We start from the raw sequence: 5,531 nt of genomic DNA on the forward strand, positions 1-5,531 counted from the left end.
GCGATGATGGAGGCGACGCCCGCCCCCGCGCCCCACGCGCACGGACATGGCCATGGCGCGCCGGCCCCGCGCGGCATCTCGGTGCCGGGCGTCGCCTCCATCATCGCGGTGGCCTCGGGCAAGGGCGGCGTGGGCAAGTCCACCACCTCCATCAACCTGGCCCTTGCCCTGCGCGACATGGGCCTCAAGGTGGGCCTGCTCGATGCCGACATCTATGGCCCCTCGGTGCCGCGCCTTTCCGGCGTGGCCCAGAAGCCGGAGACCACGGCGGACGGAAAAACCATGATCCCGCTGGAGAATTTCGGCCTCCAGCTGATGTCCATCGGCTTCCTCGTGGAGGAGGAGACGCCGATGATCTGGCGCGGGCCCATGGTCATGTCCGCCATCTCCCAGATGCTGAAGGAGGTGAAGTGGGGGCCCCTCGACGTGCTGGTGGTGGACATGCCCCCCGGCACCGGCGACGCCCAGCTCACCATGGCCCAGCAGGTGAATCTCGCCGGCGCGGTGATCGTCTCCACCCCGCAGGACCTCGCCCTCATCGACGCCCGGCGCGGCGTCGCCATGTTCGAGAAGGTGAACATTCCCATCCTCGGCGTGGTGGAGAACATGTCCCACTTCATCTGCCCCCATTGCGGCGGCCGGTCCGACATTTTCGGCCATGGCGGCGCTCATGCCGAGGCGGACAAGATGGGCGTGCCCTTCCTGGGCGAAATCCCGCTCAACATGCGCATCCGCGAGATGTCCGACGCCGGGCTGCCCATCGTGGTGTCCGATCCGCAGAGCCCGCAGGCGCAGGCCTATCGCCACGTGGCCGAGGGCGTGAAGGCGGCGCTGGATCGCGTCACCGCCGCCAGCAAGCAGGCCCCGCGCATCGTCATCGAGTGAAAGCGGGCCTCATGGCCGGGGCCGCCCGGCCATGAGGGTTCGGCCAGATGGTTCGGCCAGACGGTTTGGCCAGACGGTTTGGCCAGACGGTTTGGCCATGACGGACCCGGCGCTAAAAAGGACCCGCGCGCCCCGCGCGTACGGCCAAACTTGCGTAACTTTAGCATGAGAGCGGTCCCGATCCCCTCGGCATGCGTTGCCAGCCGCCGATGGGGTGCTCTAGAACAACGGTACGCGAGCCCCGACGAGAGGCTGCGCCGCCAAAGATGCATGTCTAGGGAGCCCTTCATGAAACGCCGTGATTTCCTGACCGCCGCTGGTGCCGGCGCTGCCGCCTCCGCGGCCGTGGCCATGCCGGCCATCGCCCAGTCGGCGCCCGAGGTGAAGTGGCGCTGCACCTCGTCCTTCCCCAAGTCCCTGGACACGATCTACGGCGCCGCCGAGCTGATGGCGAAGCAGGTGTCCGAGATCACCGACGGCAAGTTCCAGATCCAGGTGTTCGCGGCGGGCGAGATCGTCCCCGGCCTGCAGGCGCTGGACGCCACCCAGAACAAGACCGTCGAGATGAGCCATTCGGCGTCTTATTATTATGTGGGCAAGGACCCGACCTTCGGCTTCGGCACCGCCGTGCCGTTCGGCCTCAACGCCCGCCAGATCAATGCCTGGTTCCTGTTCGGGAACGGCCTGACCTTGATGAACGACTTCTACAAGAAGTACGGGGTGGTGATGTTCCCCGGCGGTAATACCGGCGGCCAGATGGGCGGCTGGTTCCGCAAGGAAATCAAGTCGGTGGCCGACCTGCAGGGCCTGAAGATGCGCATCGCCGGCGTCGGCGGGCAGGTGCTGGCCAAGCTCGGCGTGGTGCCGCAGCAGCTCGCCGGCGGCGACATCTATCCCGCGCTGGAAAAGGGCACCATCGACGCCGCCGAATGGGTCGGCCCCTATGACGACGAGCGGCTCGGCCTCTACAAGGTGGCGCAGTATTACTACTTCCCCGGCTGGTGGGAGGGCTCCGCCGCCCTCAATTTCTTCGTCAACCAGGACAAGCTCAACGAGCTGCCGAAGGCCTACCGCGCGGCGCTCGTCACCGCCATGGCACAGGCCAATGAGAACATGCTGGCGAGCTACGACGCCAAGAACCCCGTCGCGGTGCAGAGCCTGGTGAAGGCCGGCACCCAGCTGCGCCGCTACCCCAGCGACGTGATGGATGCCGCCTACAAGGCCGCGCACCAGCTTTATGACGAAATCGCTGCCAAGAACGAGGACTTCAAGAAGATCTACGAGGACGTGAAGGTGTTCCGCAACAACGCCTATCTGTGGTGGCAGATCGTCGAGTTCACCTATGACGACTTCATGGTGCGCGCGCGCACCCGCGGCTGATCCGTCCGCTTTCAGCTGAAAGAAAGGCCCCGGAGCGTTGCTCCGGGGCCTTTTTGTCTTGGAGCCGGATCCTGGAGCCGGATCCGATCGGCGCGCGCTCTATCCCTCGATGCGGTCGAAATCGGCGATGCCGCGGGTGGCGGCGCGGATTTCGTCCAGCAGCTTCAGGCGGTTCTCGCGCAAGGCGGGGTCTTGATCGTTCACCGTGACCGCCTCGAAGAAGGCGTCCACGGGGGCGCGCAGGTCGGCCAGCGCGGTCATGGCGGCGGCGAAGTCCTCCGCCTGCACGGCGGTGGCGACGCGGTGCTTCACATCCTCGATGGCGGCGGCGAGGCGCTCCTCGGCCGGCGCCTTCAGCAGGGTGGAATTGGTGGGGCCGGTGAAGGCGCGGCCGTCCTTCTTCTCCTCGATGCGCAGGATGTTCACCGCGCGGCGATAGCCGGCCAAAAGGGTCCTGCCGTCCTCGGTATCGAGGAAGCGGGCCAAGGCCTCCACGCGGCGGACGACGAGCAACAGGTCGTCCTGGCCCTCAAGGGCGAAGACGGCATCCACCAGATCATGGCGCGCCCCGCGCTCGCGCAGGTGGACTTTCAGCCGGTCGGCAAAGAAGGAGAGGAGGTCGATGGCACGTTCATCGACGCTGAAGTCACCGAACCTTGTCTGAGCAATGGTGGTTGCACCTGCGGCCGCGCCCGTCCCCAGTTCATTGATTTTCGCTTGGCGTGCAGCGACATCGGCACTCAAGCGCGCAATGTCGATCGCCTCGAATAATGGAGATGTTATCCCGGCAAGGTGAAGCCGCAGCCCATTCTCCAGCACAATCCTAATCACCCCCAGAGCCGCCCGGCGCAGCGCATAGGGGTCCTTCGATCCCGTCGGCTTCTCATCAATGGCCCAGAAGCCCACCAAAGTGTCGATCTTGTCGGCCAGCGCCACGGCGATGGAGACCGGCGCGGTGGGCACCCGGTCGCCGGGGCCTTGCGGCTTGTAATGCTCCTCGCAGGCGGCGGCGACTTCGCTCGCCAGCCCCTCGCCCTCGGCGTAATAGCGGCCCATGAGGCCCTGAAGCTCGGGGAACTCGCCCACCACCTCGGTGAGCAGGTCCGCCTTGCAGAACAGTGCCGCCTCCTCCACCAGCGCCGGCTCGGCGTTGACCTTCGGCGCGATCTCCACCGCGAGGCGGCGGATGCGCTCGATGCGCTCGGCCTGGGAGCCCAATTTCTCGTGGAAGGTGATGGACTGGAACTTGGGCATGTTGATCTCGAGCCCGTTCTCCCGGTCCGTGTCCCAGAAGAACTTGGCGTCGGAGAGCCGCGCGCGGATGACGCGCTCGTTGCCGGCCACGATGGCCGCGCCGCCGTCGCTCGCCACGAGGTTGGAGATGAGCAGGAAGCGGTTGGCGAGGCGCCCGGTGGCCGGGTTCTTCAGCACGAAGCACTTCTGGTTGGCGCGGATGGTGGCGCGGATCACCTCGTCGGGGATGTCGAGGAAGCGCTCCTCGAACGATCCCATGAGCACCACGGGCCATTCCACGAGGCCCGCCACCTCGTCCAAAAGGCCCTCGTCCTCCACCAGCTCAAGGCCCGAGGCGAGGGCCAGGTCCTTGGCGTCATTGAGGATGATGGCCTTGCGCCGGTCGCGGTCGGCCACCACTTTGGCGGCCTCAAGCTTGGCCATCCAGTCGTCGAGCCGCTTCACCGTGATGGGCGCGGGGGCCAGGAAGCGATGGCCATAGGTGACGTTGGAGGAGACGATGCCGTCCACCTCGAACCGCACCACCTCCGGCTCGTCCCCCTCCGCCCCGAAGGTGCAGAGGATGGAATGCAGCGGCCGCACCCAGCGCAGGGAGCCCGAGCCCCAGCGCATGGATTTGGGCCAGGGGAAGCTGCGGATGATGGCGGGCACGATCTCGGCGATCACCTCCGGGGTGGGGCGGCCGGCCTTTTCCACCACGGCGACGTAGAAGTCGCCCTTCTTGGGGTCGGACTGCACCTGCGCTTGATCGAGGGACGAAAGCCCCGCGCTTTTCAGGAAGCCGGCGATGGCCCCCTCCGGCGCGCCCACGCGCGGGCCCTTCTTCTCTTCCCTCAGGTCCGCCTGCCGGCCGGGCAGGCCGTGCACCGCCAGCGCCAGCCGGCGCGGCGTCACGAAGGCCTTCGCGCCCTCATAGAGCAGGCCCCGCTCCACCAGGGCGTCGGTGACGAGCTTCTTCAGCGCGTCGGCCGCCTGGGCCTGCATGCGGGCGGGGATTTCCTCGGAGAAGAGTTCGATGAGAAGGTCGGGCATGGGGTTCGATCTTGGCCGCGCACGGCAAAAGGGGTGGGCGGAAGGGACGGTGGGGAGGGGGCCTGTCAGGCCGCCCCGCCGGCCGCCGTCTTGAGCCAGGCGGCGCCGCAGGCCTTCGCCAGCTCGCGCACCCGCAGGATGTAGCTCTGCCGCTCGGTCACCGAGATCACGCCGCGCGCATCGAGCAGGTTGAAGACGTGGGAGGCCTTGATGCACTGGTCATAGGCCGGCAGCGCCATCTCGTGCGTCTCGCCCCGGTCGCCGGCGGCGAGGTATTTGTGGCAGGCGGCCTCGGCCATGCGGAACTGCTGGAACAGCATGTCGGTGTCCGCGGCCTCGAAATTGTGCCGCGAATATTCCTGCTCGGCCTGCAGGAACACGTCGCCATAGGTGGTCTTCTCAGGCCCCTCGCGGCCGTTGAAGTTGAGGTCGTAGACGTTCTCGACCCCCTGCACATACATGGCGAGGCGCTCCAGCCCGTAGGTCAGCTCGCCGGAGACGGGGGCGCACTCGAAGCCGGCCACCTGCTGGAAGTAGGTGAACTGCGACACCTCCATGCCGTCGCACCAGCATTCCCAGCCGAGGCCCCAGGCGCCCAGCGTCGGGCTCTCCCAGTCGTCCTCCACGAAGCGCACGTCGTGCAGGCGAAGGTCCACGCCGATGGCCTCCAGCGACTTCAGGTACAGCTCCTGGAGATTGTCCGGCGACGGCTTCAGGATCACCTGGAACTGGTAATAATGCTGGAGGCGGTTGGGGTTCTCGCCATAGCGGCCGTCCTTGGGGCGGCGGGAGGGCTGCACATAGGCCGCCTTCCAGTGCTTCGGCCCCAGCGCGCGCAGGGTGGTGGCGGGGTGGAAGGTGCCGGCGCCCACTTCCATGTCGTAGGGCTGGAGGACCACGCAGCCCTGGTCCGCCCAGAAGCGCTGAAGGGTCAGCAGCAGGGCCTGGAAGGAACGGTCGGGCCGCATGTGGGCGGGAAG

The 5,531-nt window shown here is 67.2% G+C and carries 4 protein-coding genes; 2 read left to right on the forward strand and 2 right to left on the reverse strand.

The annotated features are described in order from the left end of the window. A partial coding sequence (locus K9U40_RS21790; protein ID WP_282892209.1) for an Mrp/NBP35 family ATP-binding protein occupies positions 1 to 885 on the forward strand: 885 nt, incomplete at its 5' end. Positions 886 to 1,173: 288 nt separating this feature from the next. After that, entirely contained in the window at positions 1,174 to 2,265 is a 1,092-nt protein-coding gene (locus K9U40_RS21795; RefSeq protein ID WP_282892210.1) for a TRAP transporter substrate-binding protein, read from the forward strand. Positions 2,266 to 2,364: 99 nt separating this feature from the next. Here the strand turns inward: K9U40_RS21795 and glyS are convergent, their stop codons facing one another. Continuing rightward, entirely contained in the window at positions 2,365 to 4,551 is a 2,187-nt protein-coding gene (gene glyS / locus K9U40_RS21800) for a glycine--tRNA ligase subunit beta (protein ID WP_282892211.1), read from the reverse strand. Positions 4,552 to 4,616: 65 nt separating this feature from the next. Next, positions 4,617 to 5,531, reverse strand: a 915-nt coding sequence (locus tag K9U40_RS21805; protein WP_282892212.1) for a glycine--tRNA ligase subunit alpha, incomplete at its 5' end; no start/stop codon positions are given.

The organism is Xanthobacter autotrophicus, from assembly GCF_030015065.1.
Lineage (GTDB): Bacteria > Pseudomonadota > Alphaproteobacteria > Rhizobiales > Xanthobacteraceae > Xanthobacter > Xanthobacter autotrophicus_D.

What these genes read in the sequence shown, in the direction of transcription:
- K9U40_RS21795 (WP_282892210.1), top strand. Translation starts at nt 1,174, where the DNA reads ATGAAACGCCGTGATTTCCTGACCGCCGCTGGTGCCGGCGCTGCCGCC.
- glyS (WP_282892211.1), bottom strand. Translation starts at nt 4,551, where the DNA reads ATGCCCGACCTTCTCATCGAACTCTTCTCCGAGGAAATCCCCGCCCGC.